Origin of the sequence: Pseudokordiimonas caeni, assembly GCF_026719705.1 — a bacterium.
GTDB lineage: Bacteria > Pseudomonadota > Alphaproteobacteria > Sphingomonadales > Kordiimonadaceae > Gimibacter > Gimibacter caeni.
Window position 1 is genome coordinate 208367 of sequence record NZ_JAPPRR010000003.1, and the last position, 23045, is coordinate 231411.

Sequence of the window (23045 nt, forward strand, 5' to 3'; positions counted from 1 at the left end):
CAACATTTGAGAACACGGCCTTTCAAGGAGTATGACCATGGTACAAGCAGGCGGCGTCGCGGGCGAACAGCTCCGCTCCTATATCGAGCGCATCGAACGCCTTGAAGAAGAGAAAAAAGGCATCGCCGAGGATATCAAGGAAGTCTATGCACAGGCCAAGGCCGTGGGCTTCGATACCAAGATCATGCGCAAGGTGATCTCCATCCGCAAGATGGATGCGGCCGACCGTCAGGAGCAGGAATCGCTGATTGACGTTTACCTGCACGCCATCGAAGGCGGCGACCTGCCGACCCGTACGGCACCCTCGCAAGCCGATGACATGGACATGGATGCCGACGCGGCTGAATAAGCTCGTCTGTCGCGGCATCTATGCAGAGAATCGAGATGGGGCACCTTCGGGTGCCCTTTTTGTTGGTGTCCTTGCGAGGGGAGGGTGGATCATATATTGCAAATGATTATCAGTAGCTATATGGTCGGCCCGTTAGTGTGACAGGACGGAGCAAACAGAGGTGGCAAGAGCAGCAGTGTCAGGCAGGCAGTCTGCAATCGTGCGGTGGTTGGCGGTCTGGCAGGTGATACTGCGCACGATTGCTGCGACCGGCGGCAATTACCTTCTGACCTCGCTCATCGCAGGCGTGATGGCGCGCTTGCTGCCGTTCGCCCCGAGCGAGGCGAGCATGACGGCGACGCTTTCCTGCTTTCTGGTCTTTGCTCTTCTCGCCATGTGGGTCTTTGCGGCCAGGTCGGTACTTCGGGTCTATGTTCTGATGGCAGGCTGGTCGGCCCTGCTCGGCGTTATCCTCTGGCTTTCGCTTCGGGCATGGGGGCGGCTATGAAGGCGGGCCTGCGGCAATCCATGGCATGGCTGCACACCTGGACTGAGCTCCTGCTTGGCTGGTTGCTCTTTGCAATGTTCCTGACCGGTACCGCCGCCTATTTCAACGACGAGATCACACGGTGGATGCAGCCCGAAATTGAGGGTGAGGCAGACCCTATTGACTCGGCGATAGGTGCGGCTGCCTATTTGCGGGAAAAGGCGCCGAACTCGCCCTCTTGGTTCATCACGCCGACAAGCGAGCGGCAGGTGGTGACGAATGTCTTCTGGCGTCCGGCGCCGAGCGATGAGGGAGGCGGGCGTGGCCGCAGTGCAACGCTCGATGGTCAGGGCACGGAAGTTGAGCTGCGCGATACGCGCGGCGGCAATTTCCTGTACCGGTTCCATTTCGATCTGCATTACATGCCGGTCATCTGGGCGCGGTACCTGGTTGGCGTGGCTGCCATGTTCATGCTGATTGCCATCCTGTCGGGCGTGGTCACCCACAAGAAGATTTTCGCTGACTTTTTCATGCTGCGCTTCGGCAAGGGGCAGCGCAGCTGGCTTGATGCCCATAATGTCACGGCTGTGATGGCACTGCCGTTCCATCTGATGATCACTTACACCGGTCTCGTCACCCTCGCGACGCTCTATATGCCCTGGGCGATTGCCGCCAACTATGCGGATAGCGGCACTTATTTCGAAGCGTTGTTCCCGCAGGATGCTATGGAGGCAACGGGTGTTGCAGCACCCCTCACGCCACTGCGCCCGGTGCTGGAAGACGCCCTTTCCTATTGGCCGGACGGACATCTCGGTACCGCACAGGTGAGCAATCCCGGCGACACGGCTGCGCGCATCATGGTTTTCCGCTCGCCGGGTGATACCGTTGGCACGCGCGCGGAACGGCTGGTGTTCGACGGGGTTTCAGGGGCGCTTCTTTCGACGCCGCCCGCGCGGGGCGCCGCCCGCGAAACCGAAAGTGTGATGGTGGGGCTACATGCCGGTCGGTTCGCCGGCCCCGCACTGCGCTGGCTCTATTTCCTGTCCGGGGTTGGTGGCACCATCATGGTCGGCAGCGGCCTTGTGCTCTGGACCGTGAAGCGCCGCCAGAAACTGGAGGATCCCGACCGGCCTCATTTCGGCTTTCGGCTGGTGGAACGGCTGAATGTAGCGACCGTTGCCGGGCTGCCTGCTGCTGTCGCGGGTTATTTTATCGCGAACTGGCTGCTGCCCCTTGATCTCGAAGCCCGTGCCGAATGGGAAATCCACTGCCTGTTCATCCTGTGGGGGGCGAGCCTTGTTTGGGCCGTCGGACGCCCGGTGAAGCGGGCATGGGTTGAGGTGATGGCGGCTGGCGCCTGCCTCTATGCCGCTGTTCCGCTTGTCAATGCGTTGACGACCAGCCGGCATCTGCTGGCCAGCCTGACGAAGGGCGACTGGGTGTTTGCGGGCTTTGATCTGAGCATGCTTTTCTTTGCAGTGCTTATCGGCCTAGCGGCCCGCAGGCTCGCCCTGCACAGGCCCCGAGAGCGAACCCCGCGTGTTCGTGGCGCCAAGCCGGCGGAGGCGCTGTCATGAGCCATATCGTCGGCACCATCCTGTCGCTTGCGGGTTTTATCGCCCTTTGCCTCGCGATGCCACGCCACCAGCGTGATCTTCTGGGGCGGGCCTTGTCGGAAGGCGGGGTGTGTGCGTTACGGCTCACCGGCTTTTGCCTGTTGGGGCTATCCTTCTTGCAGGCAACATGGTCGCTTGGCTGGGCTTATGGGGTTATTAGCTGGCTTGGTTACATGAGCCTCGCGGCCTGGATACTGATCCTCTTGATCAGTTGGCGCACGCAGCGCGCCTGAGCGAATGAAGATAAGCGCTGGGTAATCAAAGTTCGATCATGAGGGTTTTGCTGCCGCTCCATGTCGCCGCGAGTCAGGTGCACCACACTGAACGTAGGCGTCTGAGACACGTCGCTGGGTTCATGCCGCTCTTAAGGCATAGAATACGGTCTCATATTCCATGAAATATCCCGAGGGGGCTGACTGGGAGTAGTGATGGCCGAGAAAATAACGGTGATCCGGCAGCTTTTCGATTAGCAGCTTGGGAATAACTACGAAATCCCGGAAGTTGTGATAGATTGATATCGCCATATTGGGTGAGCAACGATTGATAGTTTTGGCCGCACCCTCGAGAGCCTTTTGCTCGGACCCCTCTATATCCATCTTGATCAGATCGACGTCCAGAACAAGGCTGTCCAAGTTGACAACCGGCAGCCGCATGCCGTCGTCAAGATCCGCGCGCGCCCTGCTGGCTGCCAGGCTTTCTTCAAAGACAAGTTCGGTTTCGTGTGACCACAGGCCTTTCTGAACCACGACGGCCTGTTCGGTATCGCCGATCGTGGCGCGTATGGTGACCGCATTGCTGGCAATGGGCTCAAAAAGATAGGCTTTCATTCTGTCGGAGCAGATTCCCTGGAAGCGACGGAATACACCGGCGTCATAGGCCCCTGCATCTACAATCGTGCGGATGTTCGGAAAGTCGAGCGTCGGATGCTGATACTGGGGATAGAGACTGTGTGCAGGGCGGCTAATATGCCCGCAAAAATAGTCGAATAGCGAAGCTAAGGTCTCTCGCGACGCTTCATCGGCCAAGTAGTCGTAAAGTGCAATTGTATCAGGCGAGAGCGCGAGTGCACCGGCCTTGGTGTGCAGCACATGCCCGACACTATAGTCCGCGAGCCGGGCACGCACTTCCAGATGTTTCGAGGTTGTGATCACAATATGCGCATTTGCTGCTCGCGCTATTTCCAGCTCGACGATCGGCAGCCCATGATGGACGGTCCCGACGCGGTCCAGATTGCTATCGATAAAGCCCGCGATGTCGGTATTGTTCTCTCTCGCAAAATCCAGGAAATCAGCTCCCATCCCGCCGGCGCCATATAGGTAGACCGGGCCAGAGCGCAGGTCGGCCGCGACGGCTTCGAGTCGGGAGAGAAATGTCATCAACCAGTGTCCTTACTATCATTACGAGTGCTGATTGCAGACTCTCCTGTGCGAACAGGAAAAGCAAGCGTTAACGTGGCCGCAGCTGAGAAGTTGGAGGCCCATAGGAAAAGCCCCGAACTGATATGTTGTCCGGGGCTTTTTGTTTGGTTTTCAGGCCGCTCAGAAGGAGTAGCGGGCCCGGACGGTGAAGCGGCGCGGTTCGCCGTAAGCGAGCTGGCTGTAGAAGCCGATCTGGCTGTAATAGGTCTTGTCGAAGAGATTCTCGACGTTGGCTTGCAGCGACAGCGCTTCCGAGATGTCATAGCGGGCCATCAGGTTGGCGAGGATATAGGATTTCTGCACCAGCCGCTCGGCATTGCCGGTCACCGGGTTTGTGGTGTCGGTGTAGTTGCGGCCTTCCCAGTTCACGCCGCCGCCGATGGTCAGCTTGTCCCAGTCACCCGGGAAGGTGTAGGTGGAGAAGACTTTCAGGAGCTTGCGCGGCTGCGAGGTGTTCACTGCAACGCCGTCCGCATCCTCGGCCTTGAACTGGGTATAGCCGAGGCTGACATTCCAGCCTTCTGCCAGTTCACCCACGGCTTCAAACTCGAAGCCCTTGCTTTCGGTGCCCTTGGCGGCGCGGGAGGCCTCGAAAATGGTGCCGGGGATCAGGTGGCCGGGGTCAGGCTGGGCCAGATTGTCCTGCTGTACGAGGAACAAGGTTGCCGTGGTGTGCAGGGCATCGTCGAAGAAGGTGCTTTTCAGGCCAATCTCATAGTTCTTGCCCTCGAGCGGCGGCAGAAAGTCGCCATTGCGGTCCTGCGCATTCTGGGGCTCGAAAATCTCGGTATAGCTGGCATAGAGCGTGTGATTCTCGGTCAGATCATAAAGCGCGCCTGCATAGGGGATGAAGACGCCGCTGTCGCCATAGTCGAGCGTGGAACCATAAAGGACGCCTTCCTGCTTCCATTTGGAAACACGGCCGCCAAGGACGATCTTGAATGCGTCGCTGACATTCAGGCGGGACGCAGCATAGAAGCCGGTTTGCTTGGTGTCATAGTCGCCGCTGAGGCTGCCCTCACTGCCCCAGGTCGGCTCGGCGTAGGAGCCATCCCATTCATTGAAGTTGCCAATCGCAGAAACATTGCTGGCGGCGTAGGTATAGCCTTCGGTGGCTTGTTTACTGTGCAGGCCGCCGAGCACCAGGTCATGTTTGCGGCCAAACAGGCTGAAGGCACCTTGCAGCTGGAAATCGATGCTGTCCTGGTTGCTTTCCGTATCGGCACGGTACGGCGAAGCGCCAAGGCCGACGCCCGTTTCGCGGTCCGGGACACCGAAAAGATACAGAAGCTTCAGGTCGGCCGAGGTTTCGTTGCGGTTGAAATTGAGCTTCAGGCTCCAGTCCGGGGCGAAATCATAGTCGAGCGTGGCGAAATAGTTGGTTCGCTCTGAAGCCCAGAAGGACCAGTCGGGTGCGATCGATTTCTTGCGGTCCCAGTTCGTGCGGCTGCCGTCCGCATACCATGTGGGCAGGCCACCCCATGTGGAGCCAAGCGGATCGTTGTCCTGATAGCTGGCGCCGGCGCGCAGCAGGAGGTTGTCCGCAAGATCAGCTTCGATGGTGCCATACAGCACGGTCTTCTTGTCGCTGCCCCAGTCGCGGAACGAGTCACCGTCCTGATAGCGGGCAACGACGCGGGCGCGGATGCTGCCGGCTTCGTTCAGCGGTGTCGCAACATCGCCAAGGATGCCGTAGGTGTCCCAGCTGGCGGCGTCAACCGACACGAAACCGGTGAACTCGCGCGCACTGGCGGATTTGCGCACAAGGTTGATCGAGGCCGAGGGATCACCGGCACCGGTGAGGAGGCCGGTGGCGCCGCGCACGATTTCGATCCGTTCATAAAGGGCGGTGTCGATTTGAGTTTCGCCGGAATCGCCACCGGGGCTCCATGCCAGCGGCACACCGTCCAGCTGGTAATTCTGGATCGCGAAGCCGCGCGCCGAGAAGCTGAAACGGGTGCTGTCCAGTTCCTTGGCGGAAACACCAACGGCGTTCATCACGATATCAGTCAGCGAATCCAGATTCTGGTCGGCGATGCGCTGGTAGGTCATGACGCTCACGGACTGTGGCGTGTCCTGCGGCGAAAGGCCGAGGCCAGTCGCGGAATCGAGCAGCTCGTTGGTCGTGTAGCTGCCCTCGACGATGATTTCCTCGATGCCTGCGTCATCGGTGCCAGCAGCATCCTGTGCTGCGGCGGGGACGGTGATGAGTGCAGCGGATGCCATCAGCGAAAGCATCAGGGCATGGCGGGAGTGATGGGGGGTAAGAGAAGACATGATCGGACCTTTCCTCCTTGGCGCCCGTTGGGGAGTGGGTGCCTTATCAGATATTAAGAATGATTTGCATTCTTATAGAGTCGGATCAGAGGCGTCCAGCCCTTTCATGACAGTTTTGAGGCGGTTACGAAAAAAGGATGCGCCCGGCCCCGGGGGAAGGGGTCGGGCGCACTTTTGCCTTTGAAGGAGACATCAAAGGCGGGGCATCGGTTGGGTCAAGCGGCTTTGCTGGCGGCCTCGGTCGTCACCAGCGGGAAGTCCACTTCGGTATCGGCGATATGGTTCACATAGTTGGTGAAGGTATTGATCGCGACGACGGCGATGATTTCGAGGATTTCACCGTCGCTGTAACCGGCGTTGCGGACGGCGGCAAGCTCGGCGTCGCTCACGCGGCCACGGGTGAGGGTGACATTGCGGGCGAAGGTGAGGGCTGCGTTCACCTTTGCGTCCGACGAAGCGGCGTTCAGGTTGCGGGCAAGCTCTGCTTCATCCAGTTTGAACATCTTGCCGATGGTGGTGTGGGCCGAGGCGCAATAGTCACAGCCGTTGGCGCCAGCGATGGCAAGGGCGAGCTGTTCGCGCAAGGAAGCGGAAAGCTTGGCGTCACCAATGGCGCCGCCGCCGGCCAGATAGAAGCCGAGGGCTGCGGGCGAATGGGCAAGGGTGGTGAAGAGGTTGGGCGTGCCGCCGAGTTTCTTCTTAACTTCGGCGAGGAGTGCCTGGGATTTTTCCGACGGGTTGGTTGCGGGTGTGATACGAGCCATTTTGAATTCCTTTCAAGCTGTCGATGAATCGGGTTGTTCGTTTGCGATTGTATGTAAACTGATCGGTTTACATCGCTGTAAGTAAACTCATCAGTTTACATTGTCAACAGGCCTTGCTATAAAAATTTCAGTAATGGAGTTCGACATGCAGGAAACCAAACGGGACGAGATCGTCCGCAGTGCCTTCAGCACCTTCTATCAGAAGGGCTTTCTGGCAACGCCCGTGGATGCCGTGCTGGCGGATACGGGTATTTCGAAGCGCACGCTTTATAAATATTTCCGCACGAAGGAAGAGCTGGTGGAGGCGGCAGTGACCTATTACCGGCATGCTGCGCTTGCCTCGATCGCGGATGAAATCGAGCGCCGGGCGGATGACCCGAGGGGCCGCATCCTCGCGATGTTCGATATCAAGAGCGAGGCGATTGCCGCCGGTGATTTCTCCGGCTGTTTCGCCATCAATGCGCGGCTTGAATATGACGGCAAGGAACCGGGGATCGAGGCCGCCTGCGACGGCTTTTTCGAGGATCTCGAGACTGTGATCACCGGCCTGTGCGCCGAGGGCGGGGCGGCCGACCCTGCAGCACTTGCCCGGCAGATTGTCGTGCTCCTCGAAGGTGCCATCGTCTATGGCCGTTTCCGCCGTGACCCGACCGTGGCGCTGGCGGCGCGTGAGGCTGCACGGGCACTGCTCGACCGGGACTTCAAGGCCACACATTCACCCAATGAAGCCTGAATGCAGCTGCAGCTGCTGTGGCAAATCCAAGTAAAATTAATACGGGTTCAGAGCATTGGCAGAGATGCTGGCCGGCCCAGAATTTCGTTCGATTTCGCGGAATGCGCGAATAGAAGGATGACGTGCCACCTGCTTGCTGGTAGGAAGGAATCTTGTTTCGTGTAGTCGGGAGATGGTCTTGCAGCGGAGATGTGCGCCTATCTTTTTATTGTGTATAGGGATTTTGGTCTCCCTATGGCCGGCCGCCGCACACGCCGAAGACATCCGCCTCTACATGTCCGGGCAATCGCGCGAAATGCTCGATGCCAGTGATCCGATCGTGACCCCGATGATGGCACGGACCGAAGCCTTTCTGGCGAGATCCGGTCTATCCCCCGAAAAGATTGTAGCACCGCTCGGGCGGACGCTGCAGCGTGCCGCCGCTGATCCCCGAAGCCTGGTGTTCGGTGTACGTCGCCGCCCGAGGCTGGAAGACCAATATCACTGGGTCCTGCAATTGACCAAGCCGTTGAAGCTGGCGCTTTATGCACGTATGGGTGACCCCGAGGCGGTGAAGGAAGGCATGCCGACGAAGGGCATGATCGCCTGCTATCTCAGAAGCTACGAATGTGAATATCTGTTGGAGCTTGGCGTGCCGGCCTCGCAACTGATGGCAGTGCCGCAGGGGGCGCAAGGCCAGATTGAGCGGCTGCTGCTCTCGGGGCGTGTCCGCTATCTTGTCCAGTCGCCGGGATTTGCAAAGACCAACCTCAAAAGGCTTGGATATGGCCTTGAGGTATTTCGGGAAATCTGGCTGAAGGATTCGTCGGCGATCTATCTGGTTGCAGACAAGACGGCGGACGCGGCAATGATCGATCGTCTGGCGGCAACGTCGCAGGCAGATCTGCCACCTCTTGCATGTGATTGATTAAGTGCGCCGTTTCCGGAAGCGCCGTATATAGGCCACAAGCCCCAGATAGCTCAGGTAAATGATGGCGAGGCCGGTTGCAGCGATGAGCAGGCGATAGGCGAGGCCGCCCACCTTGCCGGAATGCAGGGGATAGACGGCGTCCGCGATCCGGTGACCTGTTCCTGAACCGGTCGCGTCATAGACGGCGAGAGTTCCATCTTCGTTTCTCGCAAGCGTGGATCGACCGTTCGGGTGCCACTCGGCAGGCATCTTGACACGCATCGAAGGCTCGACCGCGCCGCCCCTCGGCAGGATATAGAAAACAGGCCGACTGCCGGGCAGGGCGGTGCTGACATCGTCGATGAGGCTGCCTGTATTCCCGGCAGGCATAGAGGCCACGGGCCGTTCGCCGCCGAACAAGGCAGTCAGGCCGTCGCGCACGGCGGTTGAATAGATCATCGCGCTGCCGGTCGCCACGCTCATCAGCAGGAAGGGCGCGATCACGATACCGCTGGTGAGGTGCGCGGTCCTGTAGGCGGCGGCACTTTCCCCGCGCGGGCGCATGCGGGCAAGGCTGAAGCCGCGTCGCCACGACCACCAGAGATAAATGCCACTGACCGCGATGAACAGCGTGGTGAGGCCGAGGATACCGATCACCTCTTCCCCCGCCTCGCCGAAGGTAAGGCGGTGATGGAGGTCAAAGAGGGTGATGAAAAAGCCATCAAGATGCAGCGGGTCCGCTACGGGCTCGAGCGTACTGCTATCTAGCAATAGCTCGCGGTGATCCGGCAGATAGACGCGGTAGGCATTGAAGCCGTCCTTCGGCAACTTGATCGTGCGCAGGCCCGCGGGTGCGTATGTTGCGACGATGCGATCGATCGTCGCCTGATCGGTTGCCGCTGCCGGGGTATCAAGCCCCGGCAGGCTGGCGGCGAGGATATCCTCGCGGAAGGTAAGGAGGGTGCCGGTCACGCCCATCAGGATCATATAAACGGCGATCACGAGGCCGATGACCTCGTGAAGCCGTCTGATCAGGGGGCGCATCGCCGGCAATCCCCGATACCGCCTCAGAAGGCGGTCTGGAAGGCGAGGGTGAAGGTCCGCCCGCGACCGGCGAAATAGCGGTCGTCGCGGTTGGAGCCAGCCTGCCCGTAGTAGGTGATATAGGTCTTGTCCATCAGGTTCTGGATACCGAGGCTGACGGTGCCGACATCAAGCTTGTAGCTCGCGAACAGGTCGACGGTGTCGTAGCCCTTGAACTCGGCGGCGATGGCATCGGCAGCGTTCGTGAAGTCGCGGTCGAAGAGATGCGACCATTGCACACGGGCCGAAATATCACCGCTCCGGTAGCTTGCGAACAGGTTGGCGCGGTCCGCGCCGATGTTCGCGGCATCAAGATCGGCGTCAAGATCACCGTCGCCGTTCGTGTCCACGCGGCCGCGCTGGACGGCAAGGTTGCCGCCGAGGCGAAGTTCATCGGTGATGGACGCTTCGACGATGGCTTCAAGGCCGCGGATGCGGGTCTTTTCGCGGGTAACACGCAGGAAGCCGTCGCTGTCCGCCACATAGCGGACGCCGGCATCCGAACGGGATTCGTAATAGCTCGCCTGAGCGTGGAAGACGCCGTAGGTGAAGGTGGCGCCGATCTCGATATTGTCGGCCTTCACCGGCTCCAGATCAAAGAGATCGTCGACCGAGCTGTTGGCCACATTGATACCGCGCAGCACACGGCCAACATCCGGCATTGTGAAGCCTTCCGAATAGGAGGCATAGATGGTCCAGTTGTCGTTGATCTTGTTCACAAGCCCTGCGTTCAGGATCAGGTCACTGAAGGAGGGCGAGCCGCCACCGACGGTGAGGACAGTGAAGTCCGGCGTGTTGGCCGCGAGCGTCTGATAGTCGTCGACCTTCAGCTTGGCATTCTCGAAGCGCATGCCGCCCGAAAGGGTGAGGCCTTCCACTAGCTCATATTCGCCCTGCACGAAGGGGGCGATATTTTCAAATTTGGTTTCCGGCACCCAGTTGCGGTCGGTTTCGCGCAGGCGCTGGTAGGTCGTGTCCTCAAGATAGTCGGCACCGCCATACAGATGCAGGCCGGGCACGATCACATCCACGCGGTCCCAGGTCAGCCGCGCGCCTTTCTTTTCCGAATTGTTTTCGGACTGGTCGAAAAGCGTACCGACGGGGGCGATGGCGGGATCCTGGAAGGAAGCGAAATTGCCGCCGCCGAAGCTCGCGCGGAAATCCTGCAGGTAAAGCTGCAGGCTGAGCGTGCCGCCCGCAACGGCCTTGTTGCTGTAATCGAGCGAAACGGTGGTCACATCGTTGGTGGCGGGCTCGCCTTCGGGGGCACCCTTCACGGCGGTTGCCGGGATGCCCTCGGCACGGTCGCCTTCAAGCGTGCTATAGTCGCCGTCGCCGGAGAGTTCATAGTCGTTGATCATCAGCTGCAGGCGCTGGTTTTCGTCGGGCTCAAAGCCGAGCTTGACGAAGAAGTCGCGGCTGTCGCTGTCAGAAAGGTCGCCTTGCGTGGCGTCCACGCCGATGCTGCGGCCCTCGCCGTCATAGAAAAGGCCGCGGCTGACGAAGCTCGCTGACGCCAGATAATCGAACTTGCCAATCTTCTGGCCGGCATAGACGGCGATCTGTTCCTCGAAGCCATTGTCCTTGAAGCCGTCGGCCGCGGTGATCGAGGCGCGGCCACCGATCTGCAGGTCGCCGCTCGTGTCGGCTTTCTTGGTCACGAAATTGATGATGCCGCCGGTCGCGCCAAGGCCCTGGATGGCATTGGCCCCGTGGATCACCTCGATGCGTTCGATCACCGCCGGATCGATCGTGTAGCCCTCGCGGCTCGAATCCCTGAGCGGGGTCGATTGCGGGACGCCGTCGATCAGATACAGGGGCTTGCGGCCCCGGAAGCTTTCACCCACACCGCTCATCTTCTGGCGGCTGGGGCTGAAGCCCGGCACCAGCTGGCCAAGGAAGCTCGAGATATCGGTGACGACGGTCATCTGCTCCTGAATGTCTTCGGTGCTGATCACGCTGACCATGTTCGGAATGGCGCTTACCGGTTTCGGCGTGCGGGTGGCGGAGACATAAAGCTCTTCCACGTCGGCCGTGTCGGCAGCGGCCATCGGCGCGATGCAGGCGGAAGCCATGAGGGACAGGATGAGGGGGGAACGGAATGACATTGGAAAACTCCTCTGGGCCGATGGTTCACGGTGCCTCTTTTGCGGGCCCGTCTCGGGAATCGGCTGAGGGCGTTTTAATAAGAATGATTATCAGACACAATATAAATCGGATCACAAATGCGAAGGGCGCGACCATTGGCCGCGCCCTTCAGTGTGTCCGGATGTGTGTCGTTCAGGCGACCGCGAAGGAACGTGGCGGCGGCGGGATATGTTCGAACCGGCGCAGGCCCTCGGGCAGATAGTCGGCAAGGCCGTTCACGGTTTCGGCGTCGCCGGTGGTCCACAGCGTGACGCGTTCGCCAAGGATCGGGGCATCGTTCAGGCGAAATTCGGGGTGGTTCGCGAGATAGGCCTCAAGGGCGGCAGCGACGATATCGGGCTGCGAGAAAATCTCGGTCTCGGGTGGCAGGGCCGCCTCAAACGCGGCTTTGACAAGCGGGAAATGGGTGCAGCCGAGGATGGCTGCGTCGGGTGCTCCACCGGTGACTTCCAGCGTTTCGGCGACATAGCCGGCGATCATGCCGTCAAGCGGGCGCTTGCCGGCGCCGCCTTCTATGGCATCGACAAGGCCGGGGCAGGGCTTCTGCGTCAAGGCCAGATGCGGCGCGCGCTTGCGAATCTCTTCGGCATAGGCGCCGCTTTCCACCGTTTTCTTGGTGGCGAAAAGGGCGACCTTGCGGGCCGGATGCTGGTGGGCCGGGGCTTCCTCCACCGACCATGGCACGCCGGTCACGGCTTCCACCATCGGCACCAGCACGCCAAGGATGCGGCGGTCGGGATAATGGTGCGGCAGCCAGCTTTTCTGCAGGGTGCGCAGGGCCACAGCCGCCGCCGTGTTGCAGGCGAGGATCACAAGGCTGCAGCCTTCATCCATCAGGCGGGCAACAGCGGCTTCGGTCAGGTCCACAATCTGGGCGTTCGATCGGTGGCCATAGGGAGCATTCTTGTGATCGCCCAAGTAAAGGAACTTCTCTTTCGGGAAGCGTTTGACAAGCGTATCAAGGATCGTTACGCCACCGGAACCGGAATCGAACAGGCCGATCATATCGGGATTTCCCCCAAATCTTTAATTGCCGGGCATTCTAGCGCCCGGGGCCTATCCTGACCAGCCTTTGCGGCGGAAATATGAGAAGATCCGCCCGTCGATTGCGGCAAGCCCGATCCCGAGGCAGGCGAGGCCGAGAACGGCATCCCCTGCAAGCTTTTCCCCGAGGATGGCAGTGCCAAGGAGGATGGCGCTGACGGGCACAAGGAAGGTCACAAGCATCACGTTGGTTGCCCCGGCACTCGCCAGCAGGCGGAAATAGACCGTGTAGGCAAGGGCGGTGGAGAAGATGCCGATGAACAGGATGGCGCCGAAGGTGGCCATATGGGGCATCGGCAGGGTCCAGGGCTGGTCGACAATCAGCATCGTCGGGATGATCAGCATGCCCGATCCCATGATCTGCCCGGCGGCTGCAACCATCGGGTCGATCCCCGCTTTTTTGAAACGTCGGCCATAAAGCCCCGCGAGCGAGTAGGAAATGGCCGCGCCGATACAGGCAAGCTGCCCCCACACATTGCCGCCAAGGCCTTGCAGGGCCTCGGGCCCGATCATCAGGACAACGCCCGCGAAGCCGACGACCACACCGATAAGGCGGTTACCGGTCATCTTCTCGTCTGTTGTGAACAGATGGGCGACAACCACGGCAAAGATCGGGGTGGTGGCATTGAGGATCGAGGCAAGCCCGCTGCCGATCTGGGTTTGTCCCCAGACAAGCAGTGAAAAAGGCATGAAGTTATTCATGAAGCCCATCACGAGGAAATCGCGCCAGACGCCGCGCCCTGCGGGCAGGCGTTTGCCCATCAGGCGCAGCATCACGAGGATGGCAAGTGCGCCGCAGGTCACGCGGCCGGCCACGATGGTGAAGGGCGGCAAGTCGCGCAGGGCAATTTCGACAAAGAAGAAGGAACCACCCCAGACAAGGGACAGGGCCAGCAGCAAGGCCCACTCGCGGGCGGACATGACGGGGTGATGGGCGGACATTGTGAAGGTACCTCAGGAACGGGAGGTCAATATGCCGCGGCTTCATGCACGATGCACGTGTCCAGTAATCACGAGTCCGAGAAGCGCGAGCGGCCGGGGCCGCCCGCGCGGAACCTGAAGGGTCAGAACGAAAGCGACACGGTCAGCATGGCCGAATGGCCGGTGAGGGTGCCATAGTCGCGGTAGTCATAGGCGATCCGGCCTGTGGCGCCATTACCGAAGAGCGCGACGCCGCCACCGAAGCTCTTGAGATTGTCATAGAGCTTGTCGGACTGGATGATGAAGGCTTCTTCGGCATTCTCGAACCGCGCCGAAATGTCGGTATATTCGTCGCCACTGATCGCCTTTGCATAGGTCGCGCGGATTTCCGGCACCAGCTTCACCGAGCCGCTGTTGCCGCGGCGCCACTCGATTTCATACTGCAGGCGGGCGCCGAGCTCGCCTTCAACGCGGCTCATGCTGCGCTTGCCGACTTCATAGCCGGCGCTGAAGCCACCCTCTTCCGTGTAGCCGCTTTCCTTGTAATGCAGGGCACGTACAAGGCCGGTCGGCTTGAAATGGAAATTGCCAAGGGCGAGGTCATAGCCGATTTCCGCCGAGCCGCTGATGCCGAGGCCCGTGGTGTCGCTAGTGACGGCCCGTTCCTCGATATCGAGGACAAGGGTGCGATCGCGGGAGATGTCGGTGTAGCGCAGGCTCGTGGTAAGGGCGAGGTGTGCGTTGCCGTAGCGGGCAAGGGCATAGCCGGTGAGGAACGGCGAGAACATCGAGATTTCGCTGCCGATCTCTTCCTTGCGGTCGGTCTGGTCCAGCACGAACCCGGCGGCGAGGCCCAGGAGCCAGCTATCGGTGACCGACTGATCGATGCCGAGCGTGAGGCCTGTGGATGTCACGGTGCCGGGCAGCATCGCGCCGTCATCACCCGAGGTGAGGCGTTCGAAATGCTGGGCACCCCAGATCGAGCCGTCGTCGTTGCGGGTGGTGCCGACAGATTCAAGGCGTTCGCTGATCATGCGGCTGGTGCGGCGTTCCGAAAGCAGCATGATATTGTAGCTGTCGTTCGAAACGTCGGGCATCAGGGCGCGGAAGGTATTGTTCACTTCGCCTGCTGTTTTCAGGTTCGCGACATAGCTTTCAAGCGATGTATCGAAATCGGTGTCACCCAGAAGCTGTGAATGGATGACTGCCAGCTGGTTCGTCAGGCCCATTTCCGCCGCCGTTTTCGGGCGAAGGTTCAGGGTGACCGACGTGTTGCTTGCATCCAGCTCGACATCGAAAAGATAAGGCGTTTCGGCCAGTTCAAGCGAGGCATTCGCGTCGGCGAAATCGATGCGGCCGGCGGTGATCAGGTCGAAGGAATGGGCTTCTCGCACGAACGAATCCAGTTCCGGTGTGATCGTCACTTTGTTGCCGACACTGATGATGTCGGAAACCGCGATCCGGCCGGCGGTATTGTTCGCGGCGTCGACGGCGATGGTGATGTTGCCTTCGCCTTTGAAATCGGCGGTCGTGGCATTGAGGACCGACGTGGAACCGATGGAAAGGTCACCGCTGTCGACGATGAAGGCCAGTGAGCCGTCATAGTCGATCGAGCCTGAAATGGCACCGCCGTTGAGAAGCTGCAGCTTGTCGCGGCCGGAGCCGAAGGAAAGGTCGCCGTCGATGGTGCCTTCGTCGACAATCACGCTGTCGTTGCCGCTGCCGAGAAGCACATTGCCGGTGATCGTGCCGGTGTTTTTCAGCCATGTTCCGCCGGTGTTGGCGCGGAAGTCGATGGCATTGGCCGTGCCGTTCGCTGCAATTGCCGTGATGGTGCCGGTATTCTGGAAATTGGTGATGGTGCCGGATTTGTCGAGAACGGCGGTCGCCACCTTGCCTTCACCGGCGGCATCTGCGGTGATGCGGCCCGAGTTGTTGATGCGGAACACGTCGTTTCCGGCCTCGATCAGGATCGCCGTCGCATCGCCGCCCGCGCCATAGGTGACGGTGCCATCGTCGGCGGTCGTCGTCGTCCGGGTGGTGGCTGCCGCGATCTGGCCGCTGTTGAGGATGCCCGGCAGATCGACGCCGCCCTTGATGTGGATGCCGGTCGTTTTTCCGTTGAGCGCGGTGACGGCGAGCGTGCCGAGGTCGAACGAGATGTCGCCCTCGAAGACGGTTTTGCCGACATTGGCACCGGAAGCACCGAGGATGATGCCGGTGGCGCTGACGCCTGCACTGCCGCCAGTCACGCTGAAGTTGCCGCGGTTGACAATGCTGAGGTCGGTTTCGCCCTCGATCAGGCCGATGACCTGGTCGCTTTTGTCGGCACGGGTGTTTTCGATAACGAGGGCCGCCGTGCCGCCAGTCGTGATAATCGCAGAATCACCTGTAATGTCGTCGGTGCCGTCGTCATTGAAGTCCAGGTCGTTATTGGCGCCGATGCCCTGGAAGACGATACCGCCATCGACGTTGTTGCCGAAATAGACGCCTGCCTTGGCGCCTGATGCGGGCTGCACCTCATCATCTGCATCGGTGTAGGAGGCGCGGCCGACCTGAACCGAGCCGCCGAGGGTGAAGGCCCCGCCAATCTCGCCCTGTGCCCGAATGCCATAGGTGTCGGCATAGCGCGCTGCAACCGCACCCCAGCTCTCCACGTCGCCGGAAACATCGCCAACAATATCGATACCGATGGCGCGATTGCCCTGCATGCTGATACTGCCGTTATTGATGAAGCTGCCGGTCAGCGGCGCATCGATCAGCACACCACGGCCGTCAGCGCCATTGACCGTCATTGACGAGCCGCTGTTGATCATGAAATCGCCAACAAATCCCAAGCCGCTGAGTTCGAGCCCGCGCACATTCGTGGCCGCGTCCAGATCGAAATTATCGGTCGTGTCGCCGATCACGAGATCACCGGTCAGGCTCAGCGAGGCGTTCTGGCGGGCGGCGGTGGAGTTGAACCAGATGCCGCGGCCGTCGGTCTTGCCGTCCGATGTGATGTTGCCGGATACAACCAGACGGTGAGGCCCGTTCACTTCGATCGCGGTGCCGCTGGTGACGTCCACGCTGCCTTCGCTGCCGAGCGTCAGGGTGCCCGATGCGGTGCCGATTTCCGTGGTCGAGGTGATTTTCGACGTGCGGTCGTCGGTGATTTCCTTGTCGGTGGCGGTGGCGGGAACGGAGGCAAGGGCAGTGAGGATCGCAATCAGCGAGGGCCGGGAGGCCATGCGGCGATAGTCGAACATGGGGAGTCCTTCAAAGTATGGTCGGCGTTGACCGTCGGTTATCTTGTAAATACGGCAAGACAGAGACCCGCCCTTCGTGCCCCAGTCAAGATGAATGTTCGCTTAACGGACAAAAACGCGCGGATGACGTGTGCCATCCGCGCGGTCTTTCGCTCGAAACAGGAGTGGGTTTTGTGCCTATTCGGCGGCGAGGTCGATGTGGTATTCGGCGACCTTGCGATAAAGGGTCGACCGGCCGATGCCCAGCCGCCGCGCCACCTCGGCCATGCGGCCATTGTAGCGGTCGATGGTGGCGGCGATCACTTCGGCCTCGATTTCCGCCATGCTGCGGATATGGCCGTCATCACCGGCGATATCGAGCATCACACCCGCGCCGGGGCCCGAATGGGCGATGGTCGGCCGCGTCGGGAAGGGGATGGTGTTGTTGCCCCCCTTCATTTCGGCCGGCGAGGTGATCATGTGGGCGAAGTCAGCCGGCTGCAGCTCCTTGCCTTCCGACATGATGACAGCGCGGAAGATGGCATTCTGCAGCTGGCGGATATTGCCCGGCCAGTTGTAGCCCGTGAGCATTTCAAGGGCTGCCGGCGAGACATTCTTGCGCGGCATCTGCTCCATTTCGGAAATCTGGTCGAGGAAATGATCGACCAGGGCCGGAACGTCGCTCATGCGTTCGCGCAGGGACGGCAGATTGATCGGGAAGACATTCAGGCGATAGTAGAGGTCTTCACGGAAGGTGCCGGCCGCCACGAGGTCCGCCAGATTGCGGTTGGTGGCCGAGATCACCCGGATATTCAGTTTCACAGGCTGACGACCGCCAACAGGGTCGATTTCCTTTTCCTGCAGCACGCGCAGGAGCTTCACCTGCATGTCGAGGGGCAGTTCGCCGACCTCGTCAAGGAACAGGGTGCCGCCCTCGGCTTCCTGGAACTTGCCCACGCGGCGTTCGATCGCACCGGTGAAGGACCCCTTCTCGTGGCCGAACAGGATGCTTTCCACCAGATTCTCGGGGATGGCACCGCAGTTCACAGCAACGAACGGGCCGTTCCGGCGGTCGCTTGCTTCATGGATGGCGCGGGCGAAGACTTCCTTGCCCACACCGGATTCGCCGTCGATCAGCACCGGGATGCTGGCAGACGCGGCCTTCTCGGCCAGATGCACCGCATGCAGCATGGGGCGGCTGGCACCGATCAGGTTCTTGAAGCCTTCCTTGGGGCGGCTCAGTTTTGCCGTCATCGGGGCAATCTCGCCAACCAGCGACGAGGTTTCGATGGCCGCAGCGATGGCCGTGCGGATGCGTTCGGCGCTCGCCGGCTTCGAGATGAAGTCGTTGGCACCGGCCCGCATCGCTTCCACCACCGTCTTGATGGAGGAATGTGCAGTCAGCATCACCACGGGCATGCCGGGCATCGAGGGGCGGATCTTCTGCAGAACCTCGATCCCGTCCATGCCGGGCATCATAAGATCAAGGAGTACGACATCGATCTTCGGTGCATCAGCGCGCATCAGGCGGGTAACCGCCTCTTGCCCGTTGGTGGCCGTTTCGATCTCGTATCCGGCGCGCGAAACCATCGACTGCAACAGATGCAGTTGGGTGGCTTCGTCTTCTACCAGCAGTACACGTTTCATTCCCATTTCGAGACACTCCTGTCCTGAGTCGGGTGTATCATTTCGGGACGCCGGTTAATGGAAACCTAAAGGTAAAATTGCCTGCTAAATTGCATAAAATTGTTCCTAAATCCTTGTATTTGCCTTGAGTCTTGAAGGCCGATCGGTAACAGTTCCATGGCACCTTCAAAGGAAGGGCCGGGTCTGTTCGGGGGCATTGATCCAGCGGCCATCAGAAGCCGCGGACCTGCAGACATCAGTCAGGAGGAACAGGATGAAGATTGCTGTCATCCGTGAGCGCCGCGATGCCGAGAAAAGGGTCGCTGCGTCTCCAGATACTATAAAGAAATACAAGGGCTTAGGTTTCGACGTCGTGATCGAGGCCGGCGCCGGTGAAGCGGCTTCGCTGCTGGACAGCGCCCTTGAGGCGGCCGGGGCCACGATCGCCAAGGACCTGAAGGCCACCATCGGCGACGCCGACATCATTCTTTCGGTCCAGGGGATCGAGGGCAAGGACGCGAAGCTCGCCAAAAAGGGCGCCGCGCAATTGTCGCTCGTTAACCCTTTTGCCGAGCCCGAGCGGGTTCAGGCTTACGCCGAAGCGGGGCTCGCAGCCTTCGCAATGGAGTTCGTTCCGCGAATCACCCGCGCCCAGTCGATGGATGTGCTGTCCTCGCAATCGAACCTCGCCGGTTACAAAGCCGTCCTTGATGCCGCCGCGCACTATGGCCGTGCCTTCCCCATGATGATGACGGCTGCTGGCACGATCCCGCCCGCCAAGGTCATGGTCATGGGGGCAGGGGTGGCCGGCCTGCAGGCCATCGCCACCGCCAAGCGCCTTGGCGCCATCGTCTCCGCCACCGACGTGCGGCTCGCCGCCAAGGAACAGGTTGAAAGCCTTGGCGGCAAGTTTGTGATGGTGGATGACGAGGAAGCCAAAGCTGCCGAAACGTCGGGCGGGTACGCCAAGGAAATGAGTGACGCTTACAAAGCAAAGCAGGCGGCGCTGATTGCCGAAACGCTCGCCAAGCAGGATATCGCCATCACCACGGCGCTGATCCCCGGCCGTCCGGCGCCGCGCCTCATCACCGCCGAAATGGTGAAATCGATGCGTCCCGGCAGCGTGATTGTCGATCTGGCGGTTGAGGCTGGCGGCAACTGCGAGCTTTCGAAGCCCGGCGAGATAGTGGAAGTGGGCGGTGTCTTGATCGTCGGCTACCGGAACGTGCCGTCGCGCCTCGCGGCCGATGCGTCGCTCCTGTTCGCCAAGAACCTCCTCAATTTCATCACGCCGCATGTGAAGGACGGGGTGCTTGCCTTTGACTGGGAAGACCAGATCATCAAGGAAAGCCTCGTCACCAAAGACGGCGCCGTCGTCAACCCGCGCCTCGCGCCCGCCAGTTAAGGGAGGCTGATATGCATGACATCATCGTCAATCCGTTCATCCAGCAGTTCAGCGTTTTCCTGCTGGCCATCTTCATCGGCTATTATGTGGTGTGGTCGGTAACGCCGGCGCTGCACACGCCGCTGATGAGCGTCACCAACGCCATCTCGAGCGTGATCATCGTGGGTGCCCTGATCGCCGCCGGGCCCGAAGGCCTTTCGGCCGCCAAAATCCTTGGCTCCATCGCCATCGCGCTTGCAGCGGTCAATATATTCGGCGGCTTTGCCGTCACCGCCCGCATGCTCGCCATGTACAAAAAGAAAAAGAAGTAGGGAGCGCTGAATCATGACCCAGTTCCATGCGGACATGACCGCCGTTGCCTATCTCGTGGCCGCGGTCCTTTTCATCCTGTCGCTGCGGGGGCTTTCAAGCCCTGAAACCAGCCGCAAGGGCAACATCTATGGCATGGTCGGTATGGCCATCGCCGTCATCACCACCATCCTCAACCCGGAGATCGTTTCCTACGAATGGATCATCGGGGCGATTGTCATCGGCGGCGCCATCGGTTTCGTGATCGCACGCAAGATCGCCATGACCGCGATGCCGCAACTTGTGGCCGCGTTCCACTCGCTCGTCGGTCTTGCCGCTGTCCTCGTGGCAGCTGCCGCCTTCATGCATCCGTCGTCCTTCGGGATCGTCGATGCCACCGGGGCGATCTTTGCCGCGAGCCGGGTGGAGATGAGCCTTGGCGCCGCCATCGGGGCGATCACCTTCTCGGGCTCGCTCATCGCTTTCGCCAAACTCAACGGCAATATGTCCGGCAAGCCGATCATGTTGCCGATGCGGCACCTGATCAACCTTGCCCTCGGGCTTGGCATCGTGGGGCTGATCGTGGCCTTCACGCTGTCGGACGGCGCAGCCTCGGGCGGCGGTGACCTGATGTGGTGGATCATCGGCCTGTCGTTCTTGATCGGCTTCCTCCTGATCATCCCGATCGGCGGGGCGGACATGCCTGTCGTTGTCTCGATGCTGAACAGCTATTCCGGCTGGGCGGCGGCGGGCATCGGCTTCACGCTTGCCAACACCGCGCTCATTGTGACCGGTGCGCTTGTCGGCTCGTCGGGGGCGATCCTTTCCTACATCATGTGCAAGGGCATGAACCGCAGCTTCATCTCGGTCATCCTTGGCGGCTTCGGTGGCGATACGGCTGCTGCGGCTGGCGGGGCTGTTGAAGACCGGCCTGTGAAGCAGGGTTCGGCCGAGGACGCGGCCTTCATCATGAAGAATGCGGCCAAGGTCATCATCGTGCCGGGTTACGGCATGGCGGTGGCACAGGCCCAGCACGCCCTGAAGGAAATGGCTGAAGAGCTGAAAAAGGAAGGCGTCGAGGTCAAATATGCCATTCACCCGGTGGCCGGGCGGATGCCTGGGCACATGAACGTGCTGCTGGCCGAGGCAAACGTGCCGTATGACGAGGTCTTCGAGCTTGAAGACATCAACAGCGAGTTCGCACAGGCCGACGTTGCCTTCGTGATCGGCGCGAACGATGTGACGAACCCGGCAGCGAAGACCGATCCGGCAAGCCCGATCTTCGGCATGCCGGTGCTGGATGTTGAAAAGGCCAAGACGGTTCTCTTCATCAAGCGTTCGATGGGCTCGGGCTATGCCGGGGTCGAGAACGAGCTTTTCTTCCGCGACAACACGATGATGCTGTTTGCGGATGCCAAGAAGATGGTCGAGGAAATCGTCAAGTCGCTCTGACCGGCTTACACGCCAGAAACAGGGAGGCCCGGTGGTGCGATCCGCCGGGCCTTTTCCTTATGCAGCGTCCTCGGACCGCGCCGGCACGATTTCCGGTGGCGGTGCGCCGGTGCCGAGATCGATATAGTCCACGCTGCAGATGCGTGATTCATCGAGCCGGAACGATCCCGGCAGATATTCATGGGGCTTGCCATCTGTCGTGCGGATCTGTGCGGCGATCATCGCTATGTTGCTGGCCCCTTCCCTATTGGCGAGAGGCAGCGAGAGGGTTTCATAGATCCACTCGCGGGAAAACTGGTTGGGCACACGCCGCACCACATGCACGCCGCAGGAATGTTCGAAAATGTTTGAAACCACTTTGCGGTGCAGCTTGACCTGCGGGTCTTCGACCACGATCTGATCCGCAGTTGACGTACCGGTCGGGTCGTTGCCGAGGAATTCAACATTGGCGGTGCCAACGAGGCGCAGGCGAACACAGCCGTCGCCTTCATAGTCACACAGGTTGACGAAAGGGATGTAATCCTTGTGTCGCATCGGATTGAGCGCAGCGCGGTAAGGCACACCACTTTCGGGCGCCTTGGGCCATGCATGCCAGGCGGAAAGAAAATGGTCAAAGATATCCTCAGGCGCGCGTCTGACGATTTCCACAGCGAATTCCCCAATTCGTACGAAGAAAATGTGACAGTGCCAATCGGACGGGTCAAGCGATTGCGAGGCACTATAACGTGCTTGGGGTCTTTTCAGCGGCGCCGGTTCCGGGCATGCTGCGATTCACCATGGACAGGACGCAGATGAAAGAAACCGACAATATCATCGATCTGGTGGCCCGGCGGCTGGAAAAACAGGCTGCTTCCGGCGATTCCGTGGCTGTCGAGAGTGGCATCGAGGCCGACTCGGCCGGACGGCTGGCGTCGGAAATGGATGCCGTGCTTGTTGAAATGGTCGGTGAACTGGAACGGATCGCCTCCTGCCAGCAGGATGAACCGCGCCTTTCGGCAGCCAACGACGCGATGCCGCCCTTCGAAGCTTTCTGTGTCGGCCTGCGCCATGTGGGGGCGAGCCTCTTGCCCGAGCTTTACAATCGTTTCATCGCGGCCTGCCGTAAGGAAGGCGTGTCCTGCCGGTCGGCGCGCTGGATTATCGAGGCCCGCAGCGATGCCTATATCGCCTATCTCGTGCAGCTGGCGCAGGTGCACGGACTTGCGTTTGAAGGAGCACCGCGCATGATCGGCGAGGCCGAGCGGCGGGCTCTTGCGCTTCTTGAAAATGCGCTTCGGGAATGCCGTGATGCGGCGGCGGATCGCATGCTAACCTCGGAAGTCTGTTAACCTTTATGTTG

20 protein-coding genes are annotated in these 23045 nt (G+C 60.5%); 10 read left to right on the forward strand and 10 right to left on the reverse strand.

From position 1 onward, the window contains the following. The first annotated feature begins 37 nt into the window (after positions 1-37). The 4 genes from OU694_RS14175 (at position 38) to OU694_RS14190 (ending at position 2664) form a co-directional block, all read left to right on the forward strand. A complete protein-coding gene (locus OU694_RS14175) occupies positions 38-349 on the forward strand; it encodes a DUF2312 domain-containing protein (protein ID WP_308911666.1) in 312 nt (103 codons plus the stop codon). A 199-nt stretch (positions 350-548) separates the two neighbouring features. Continuing rightward, the gene (locus tag OU694_RS14180; protein WP_308911667.1) at positions 549-836 is read left to right on the forward strand and encodes a hypothetical protein; all 288 of its coding nucleotides are present in this window, start codon (positions 549-551) and stop codon (positions 834-836) included. Next, entirely contained in the window at positions 833-2392 is a 1560-nt protein-coding gene (locus OU694_RS14185; protein WP_308911668.1) for a PepSY-associated TM helix domain-containing protein, read from the forward strand. The genes OU694_RS14180 and OU694_RS14185 overlap by 4 nt, the downstream gene beginning before the upstream one ends. Then, a complete protein-coding gene (locus OU694_RS14190; protein WP_308911669.1) occupies positions 2389-2664 on the forward strand; it encodes a DUF3325 domain-containing protein in 276 nt (91 codons plus the stop codon). Before OU694_RS14185 ends, OU694_RS14190 begins: the two co-directional genes overlap by 4 nt. Positions 2665-2784: 120 nt before the next feature. Here the strand turns inward: OU694_RS14190 and OU694_RS14195 are convergent, their stop codons facing one another. The 3 genes from OU694_RS14195 to OU694_RS14205 all read right to left on the reverse strand — a co-directional run bounded on the left by OU694_RS14195 (position 2785) and on the right by OU694_RS14205 (position 6890). After that, a complete protein-coding gene (locus OU694_RS14195) occupies positions 2785-3807 on the reverse strand; it encodes an FkbM family methyltransferase (protein ID WP_308911670.1) in 1023 nt (340 codons plus the stop codon). A gap of 162 nt (positions 3808-3969) precedes the next feature. Then, positions 3970-6126 carry a TonB-dependent siderophore receptor gene (locus OU694_RS14200; RefSeq protein WP_308911671.1) on the reverse strand — a complete coding sequence of 719 codons (2157 nt, stop codon included), beginning with the start codon at positions 6124-6126 and terminating at the stop codon, positions 3970-3972. A gap of 215 nt (positions 6127-6341) precedes the next feature. Then, positions 6342-6890 (reverse strand): carboxymuconolactone decarboxylase family protein, encoded by a 549-nt coding sequence (locus OU694_RS14205; protein WP_308911672.1) that lies wholly within the window; start codon positions 6888-6890, stop codon positions 6342-6344. Between the two features lie 145 nt (positions 6891-7035). Between OU694_RS14205 and OU694_RS14210 the strand changes: the two genes are divergently transcribed. Next, complete coding sequence (locus tag OU694_RS14210; protein WP_308911673.1) at positions 7036-7623, forward strand: TetR/AcrR family transcriptional regulator; 588 nt, start codon at positions 7036-7038, stop codon at positions 7621-7623. A gap of 274 nt (positions 7624-7897) precedes the next feature. Continuing rightward, positions 7898-8530: a hypothetical protein gene (locus tag OU694_RS14215; RefSeq protein ID WP_308911674.1), complete on the forward strand. Its 633-nt coding sequence runs from the start codon at positions 7898-7900 to the stop codon at positions 8528-8530. Here the strand turns inward: OU694_RS14215 and OU694_RS14220 are convergent, their stop codons facing one another. The 6 genes from OU694_RS14220 to OU694_RS14245 form a co-directional block, all read right to left on the reverse strand. Continuing rightward, positions 8531-9556: a PepSY-associated TM helix domain-containing protein gene (locus OU694_RS14220; RefSeq protein ID WP_308911675.1), complete on the reverse strand. Its 1026-nt coding sequence runs from the start codon at positions 9554-9556 to the stop codon at positions 8531-8533. Positions 9557-9579: 23 nt separating this feature from the next. After that, positions 9580-11703, reverse strand: coding sequence for a TonB-dependent receptor (locus OU694_RS14225; protein ID WP_308911676.1), 2124 nt, complete (start codon positions 11701-11703; stop codon positions 9580-9582). 172 nt (positions 11704-11875) lie between these two features. Then, positions 11876-12748, reverse strand: a complete 873-nt coding sequence (locus OU694_RS14230; RefSeq protein ID WP_308911677.1) for a glutamate racemase — start codon at positions 12746-12748, stop codon at positions 11876-11878. A gap of 51 nt (positions 12749-12799) precedes the next feature. Then, entirely contained in the window at positions 12800-13729 is a 930-nt protein-coding gene (locus OU694_RS14235) for a DMT family transporter (protein WP_308911678.1), read from the reverse strand. Positions 13730-13851: 122 nt separating this feature from the next. After that, on the reverse strand, positions 13852-16956 hold the full coding sequence (locus OU694_RS14240; protein WP_308911679.1) for an autotransporter outer membrane beta-barrel domain-containing protein: 3105 nt from the start codon (positions 16954-16956) through the stop codon (positions 13852-13854). Positions 16957-17133: 177 nt separating this feature from the next. Continuing rightward, positions 17134-18588 carry a sigma-54-dependent transcriptional regulator gene (locus OU694_RS14245; RefSeq protein ID WP_308911680.1) on the reverse strand — a complete coding sequence of 485 codons (1455 nt, stop codon included), beginning with the start codon at positions 18586-18588 and terminating at the stop codon, positions 17134-17136. Positions 18589-18835: 247 nt separating this feature from the next. Here OU694_RS14245 and OU694_RS14250 point away from each other — a divergent pair, with 247 nt between their 5' ends. The 3 genes from OU694_RS14250 to OU694_RS14260 are packed head-to-tail and all read left to right on the forward strand — an operon-like array spanning position 18836 to position 21706. Then, on the forward strand, positions 18836-19966 hold the full coding sequence (locus tag OU694_RS14250) for a Re/Si-specific NAD(P)(+) transhydrogenase subunit alpha (protein WP_308911681.1): 1131 nt from the start codon (positions 18836-18838) through the stop codon (positions 19964-19966). An 11-nt stretch (positions 19967-19977) separates the two neighbouring features. Next, complete coding sequence (locus OU694_RS14255; RefSeq protein WP_308911682.1) at positions 19978-20277, forward strand: NAD(P) transhydrogenase subunit alpha part 2; 300 nt, start codon at positions 19978-19980, stop codon at positions 20275-20277. A 13-nt stretch (positions 20278-20290) separates the two neighbouring features. Continuing rightward, positions 20291-21706 carry an NAD(P)(+) transhydrogenase (Re/Si-specific) subunit beta gene (locus tag OU694_RS14260; RefSeq protein WP_308911683.1) on the forward strand — a complete coding sequence of 472 codons (1416 nt, stop codon included), beginning with the start codon at positions 20291-20293 and terminating at the stop codon, positions 21704-21706. A 57-nt stretch (positions 21707-21763) separates the two neighbouring features. Here the strand turns inward: OU694_RS14260 and OU694_RS14265 are convergent, their stop codons facing one another. Then, entirely contained in the window at positions 21764-22354 is a 591-nt protein-coding gene (locus OU694_RS14265) for a PAS domain-containing protein (RefSeq protein WP_308911684.1), read from the reverse strand. Positions 22355-22497: 143 nt separating this feature from the next. On the opposite strand from OU694_RS14265, the gene OU694_RS14270 reads away from it, so the two are divergent. Then, on the forward strand, positions 22498-23034 hold the full coding sequence (locus tag OU694_RS14270; protein WP_308911685.1) for a hypothetical protein: 537 nt from the start codon (positions 22498-22500) through the stop codon (positions 23032-23034). Positions 23035-23045 lie beyond the last annotated feature (11 nt).

What these genes read in the sequence shown, in the direction of transcription:
- OU694_RS14175 (WP_308911666.1), top strand. Translation starts at nt 38, where the DNA reads ATGGTACAAGCAGGCGGCGTCGCGGGCGAACAGCTCCGCTCCTATATC.
- OU694_RS14185 (WP_308911668.1), top strand. Translation starts at nt 833, where the DNA reads ATGAAGGCGGGCCTGCGGCAATCCATGGCATGGCTGCACACCTGGACT.
- OU694_RS14190 (WP_308911669.1), top strand. Translation starts at nt 2,389, where the DNA reads ATGAGCCATATCGTCGGCACCATCCTGTCGCTTGCGGGTTTTATCGCC.
- OU694_RS14195 (WP_308911670.1), bottom strand. Translation starts at nt 3,807, where the DNA reads ATGACATTTCTCTCCCGACTCGAAGCCGTCGCGGCCGACCTGCGCTCT.
- OU694_RS14200 (WP_308911671.1), bottom strand. Translation starts at nt 6,126, where the DNA reads ATGTCTTCTCTTACCCCCCATCACTCCCGCCATGCCCTGATGCTTTCG.
- OU694_RS14205 (WP_308911672.1), bottom strand. Translation starts at nt 6,890, where the DNA reads ATGGCTCGTATCACACCCGCAACCAACCCGTCGGAAAAATCCCAGGCA.
- OU694_RS14210 (WP_308911673.1), top strand. Translation starts at nt 7,036, where the DNA reads ATGCAGGAAACCAAACGGGACGAGATCGTCCGCAGTGCCTTCAGCACC.
- OU694_RS14215 (WP_308911674.1), top strand. Translation starts at nt 7,898, where the DNA reads ATGTCCGGGCAATCGCGCGAAATGCTCGATGCCAGTGATCCGATCGTG.
- OU694_RS14220 (WP_308911675.1), bottom strand. Translation starts at nt 9,556, where the DNA reads ATGCGCCCCCTGATCAGACGGCTTCACGAGGTCATCGGCCTCGTGATC.
- OU694_RS14225 (WP_308911676.1), bottom strand. Translation starts at nt 11,703, where the DNA reads ATGTCATTCCGTTCCCCCCTCATCCTGTCCCTCATGGCTTCCGCCTGC.
- OU694_RS14230 (WP_308911677.1), bottom strand. Translation starts at nt 12,748, where the DNA reads ATGATCGGCCTGTTCGATTCCGGTTCCGGTGGCGTAACGATCCTTGAT.
- OU694_RS14235 (WP_308911678.1), bottom strand. Translation starts at nt 13,729, where the DNA reads ATGTCCGCCCATCACCCCGTCATGTCCGCCCGCGAGTGGGCCTTGCTG.
- OU694_RS14240 (WP_308911679.1), bottom strand. Translation starts at nt 16,956, where the DNA reads ATGTTCGACTATCGCCGCATGGCCTCCCGGCCCTCGCTGATTGCGATC.
- OU694_RS14245 (WP_308911680.1), bottom strand. Translation starts at nt 18,588, where the DNA reads ATGGGAATGAAACGTGTACTGCTGGTAGAAGACGAAGCCACCCAACTG.
- OU694_RS14250 (WP_308911681.1), top strand. Translation starts at nt 18,836, where the DNA reads ATGAAGATTGCTGTCATCCGTGAGCGCCGCGATGCCGAGAAAAGGGTC.
- OU694_RS14255 (WP_308911682.1), top strand. Translation starts at nt 19,978, where the DNA reads ATGCATGACATCATCGTCAATCCGTTCATCCAGCAGTTCAGCGTTTTC.
- OU694_RS14260 (WP_308911683.1), top strand. Translation starts at nt 20,291, where the DNA reads ATGACCCAGTTCCATGCGGACATGACCGCCGTTGCCTATCTCGTGGCC.
- OU694_RS14270 (WP_308911685.1), top strand. Translation starts at nt 22,498, where the DNA reads ATGAAAGAAACCGACAATATCATCGATCTGGTGGCCCGGCGGCTGGAA.